The organism is Streptococcus sp. 23.2, from assembly GCF_016648665.1.
Lineage (GTDB): Bacteria > Bacillota > Bacilli > Lactobacillales > Streptococcaceae > Streptococcus > Streptococcus salivarius_E.
The window spans coordinates 1-3914 of record NZ_JACLQJ010000033.1 but is presented as its reverse complement, the minus strand read 5'-3'; the positions used below and the strand labels follow the sequence as shown (position 1 = coordinate 3914).

Annotated in this window: 4 protein-coding genes; 2 read left to right on the top strand and 2 right to left on the bottom strand. The window is 35.9% G+C overall.

What is annotated here, in order from left to right; translation table 11 throughout:
- The first annotated feature begins 260 nt into the window (after window positions 1–260).
- Together H7T98_RS10095 and H7T98_RS10090 are read left to right on the top strand one after the other, a co-directional pair.
- Window positions 261–995, top strand: coding sequence for a response regulator transcription factor (locus tag H7T98_RS10095; RefSeq protein WP_201061847.1), 735 nt, complete (start codon window positions 261–263; stop codon window positions 993–995).
- The gene (locus H7T98_RS10090) at window positions 992–2311 is read left to right on the top strand and encodes a sensor histidine kinase (protein ID WP_155212854.1); all 1320 of its coding nucleotides are present in this window, start codon (window positions 992–994) and stop codon (window positions 2309–2311) included. Before H7T98_RS10095 ends, H7T98_RS10090 begins: the two co-directional genes overlap by 4 nt.
- Before the next feature lie 170 nt (window positions 2312–2481).
- On the opposite strand, the gene H7T98_RS10085 is transcribed toward H7T98_RS10090, so the two are convergent.
- Both H7T98_RS10085 and H7T98_RS10080 read right to left on the bottom strand, forming a co-directional pair.
- A complete protein-coding gene (locus tag H7T98_RS10085; RefSeq protein WP_201041833.1) occupies window positions 2482–3447 on the bottom strand; it encodes an IS3 family transposase in 966 nt (321 codons plus the stop codon).
- Window positions 3444–3914, bottom strand: a 471-nt coding sequence (locus tag H7T98_RS10080; protein ID WP_201061845.1) for a helix-turn-helix domain-containing protein, incomplete at its 5' end; no start/stop codon positions are given. The genes H7T98_RS10085 and H7T98_RS10080, both read right to left, overlap by 4 nt.

The window sequence follows — 3914 nt, the reverse complement described above, 5'->3', positions numbered from 1 at the left end:
GTCCTCATAAGTTAATTTCATAATAAAAACACCTCAAAAATTAGATTTTTTCTGTCTAACTTTTGGGGTGCAGTTCACTTTGTGGGGTGTTTTTTAATTGATTGAAGCGAAAAATGTTACAAACCATTGTCTTTTTTGTAATAAAAATGTAAAATAAGTAAAGAGAACAATAAATCTCATTTTGAATAAGAGGGATTCGTTTATTAAAGGAACTGCTCCACCTTGGATCTATCTTAAGATTATGCTAGAGGAGTTATGTTATGCTTAACATCTATGTTTTAGAGGATTATTTTATCCAACAAAATCGTATTGAAGAGGTTATTCATACGATTCTTAAGAAAAATAATATTAAAGTGGGCGACTTTGAGGTTTTTGACAAACCCAATCAGCTATTAGAGTCTATTACCGAGCGAGGGTCTCATCAGCTCTTTTTCTTGGACATTCAAATTAAAGACGATACTAAAAAAGGCTTGGAGGTTGCTAAGCAGATTCGCAAGAATGATCCCTATGCCAATATTGTTTTCTTCACGACCCATTCAGAGTATCTTCCCTTAACTTTTCAATACCAACTGGCAGCTCTAGACTTTATTGATAAGTCTTTGGAGGGTGAGGACTTTCAAAAGCGTGTGGAAAGTATTATCTTATTAACCTGCAAAAAGATACAGAGTCAGAATCCAGAAGACGCTTTTCGGATTGAGAATGCTAAGACCGTTATTCAGGTTCCCTTTCATGATATCTTGTACTTTGAGACGTCAGATATTGTTCATAAGGTTATCCTTTATACTAAAGAGGAGCAGATTGAGTTTTATGGCAGTCTCTCTCAAATTGAAAAGAGTGACCCTAGACTGTTTAAATGCCACAAATCTTTCCTTATCAATCCAGAAAATATCATCAAATTAGATAAAAGTACGGGGACAGTCTATTTTGAAAATGGTGGCGTTTGCTATGTTTCAAAGTTGAAACTAAAGAAATTGCTTGAGAGAATCAGCCTATGACAGCAATCAATTTTTTGTTGGATAATCTAGATTTTTTAGCGGAGATTATCCTCTTTATTCTCATTTATCAATACATTACCTCCGAGAAGATAAAGCTAAGATGGTATATCATCATCCCCTTGATTATCCGATTTTTGTTTGTGCTCTCTCCAACGCTATCCTATGTTTTAGGGCATGCCTTCTTGGTTGTTTATTCCCTCTACAGAAATCGTTATGGCAATAGGTTATTAGATATTTTCTATGGCTTGTTTCCAATCATCATAGAAAGTCTTGTTCACAATCTTATTATTTATGGGATTGCCTTGGTCATCAATCGTCATTATCTGATTGTACTTAACCATTTTCATTTAAACCTTGTCATTGAGTTGCTAGTCTTTCCTGTGTTTTGGTTAATCATTAAGACCTTAAAAGTGGATTTCAAAGCATTGAACTATGGTTTTCGAAAGTCATTTTCAAAGTACTTTTTATTACTTATAGATATATCAATGTTATCTTATGCCCTCCTTCTCCAATATATTACCTTTTTTGTGCAACAGAGCCCTAGAGGAAGAGATTGGCATGTTTATCTCGTGGTGACCTATGCTTTACTCTTTCTTGCGACCCTTGTTTATATCAATGCGACCTTCAGTGAGAGACTAAAAGAAGAAGTCCTACTCCAAAAAGATAGGCAAATGAGTGATTTGGCTCATTATAGTCAACAAATCGAGCAACTCTATACGGATCTTCGTCGCTTCAGGCACGATTACCTAAATGTCTTGTCTAGTATCAAATATGGCATTGACTCCAAGGATATGGCTATTATTTCCGATATCTACGATAACATTCTTGAAAAAACAAAGACTCGGATTGAGGGGAAACAGTACGAAATTGCCAACTTGATTAATATTAAAGATGAAGCTGTTAAAGGTGTCCTGGCTAGTAAAATTTTGGAAGCACAGGGACAGTCTATTACCATTCACCTTGAGGTCAGTGATATCTTTGAAGTATCGAGGATGGAATTGTTGGATTTCATAACAGTGTTGTCTATTTTTTTGGATAATGCTATTGAAGCTAGTCTGGATAGCAGTGCTAAAGAAGTAAACATTGCTCTTATCAGTGGAGAGACAAAGGTAGTAATAGTGGAGAATACCATTGCTCAAGAATCTATCAATACAGTCGGTATCTTTAAACTTGGTCGCTCAAGTAAAGGAGAGGGCCGCGGTATAGGTCTGTCCACTGTTCGAGAGATTTTAGGGAAGTACCCTAATTGTTCTTTGTCAACACAATCTAAAGACTATCGTTTTAAACAGACACTAAAAATAGAAGATGTGGTTTGATAGAACCACATCTTTTGTTATGTGACTTTAAGTCCGTTTCGCTCCGAAGGTGCGAAACAAATAAACCACCCGCATAGTGATATGCCCCCTGTCAAGTAGACAGGTTAAATATCTAAAAAAGTGTCTGTTTTTGAAGGTCAGTCGTACAAAATAAATGTACGGCTGTTTTTTTATGCAGACCACTTATACTTGTACTTTTCAATTTTGTTATTCTTAGCGATTGGGTATGACAAAGGATGTTCTGATGATAAGGCAACGTTTCTTACTTCTAGAGGCGTTTTACAGTCATACCTACTTTGTGGACGCTCTTGACAGTAAAATCGGATATAGTCTTTGATGGCATATCGGAGGGAGGCCTCATCTGAAATCTCATATATCTGATACATTTCCGATTTTATAATTCCCCAAAAACCTTCTATTGGTCCGTTATCAATACAATGGCCTACTCTTGACATGGATTGAATCACATCAGTATCTTTCAGCTTTTTTTGAAAGTTCTTATTGGTATATTGAAACCCTCTATCGCTGTGAAATATAGGCTTCGCAGTAGGATTTTTTTCAATGGCTTTGTCAAATGTTTTGAAGACTAGCCGATTGTCATTTCGACCACTTATGACAAAAGCAATAGGATAGCGGTCATATAAATCAAGTATGGCACTAAGATAAAGTTTCTTATGAGAGTTAGGAATCTTAAACTCTGTAACATCTGTTACCCATTTTTTATTCGGAGCAGTCGTATAGAAGTTCCTTGATAACTTATTTTCTGCAGTTTCTTCAGGCTTGGCAGTCTTGTATTTTTTCCTTTTCTTACGGATAAAAGCGTGAATATCGAGTATTTTCATAATTCGGTGAATTCTCTTTCTTGAGTAATTCGTATGATTGAAAAGATTGATCCAATCGGTCATTCTTCGGTATCCCAAGATATGTGAAAAACGTTCGTCATATTCTTTAATTAATTCCGCAATTTCGCTGTTTAATTGTTCTTGTTCTGGAACTATTCTATGTTTCCATTTATAAAATGCAGACCTCGTAGTGCCGAGCTGATGACACATCCAGCTAATGCTCCACCCTTTATTTGTGTTGAAGTCTTCAATCGCTAAGTATTTTGATTCGTGGCGCTGTTTGCCTAGCCTCACATCCTTCCGAATTCTTTCACTTTTTTTAAGAGTTCAACAGCCATATCCTTTTCTTCTAACTGACGTTTTAAGCGCACATTTTCTCTTCGTAAACGCTCTAATTCATCAACCTCATCATCTATTTTGTGATGACCCCTTTTGTCAACTAAACCTTCTTCACCATCACTATCATACTTCTTTACCCACGAGTATACTTGGCTATAAGAAACATCATAAAGCACCGCCGTTTCCTTATAATTGCGATTGTGTTCAATACAATAATTGACAATCTCTTTGCGCTCATCAATAGTAGTTTTACGTCTTGCTTTTGCCATATAGACCCCCTGTTTTGGATTGTAATCCTTAAGTTCTATATTGGCATTATACATCCTAATCCACTTTCTTAAAAGCCCTGAAGAAATATCATACTGATGACCTAAATCAATAGATGAAGCCTCACCACTAATACATTTTTCTACAAGTTCCAT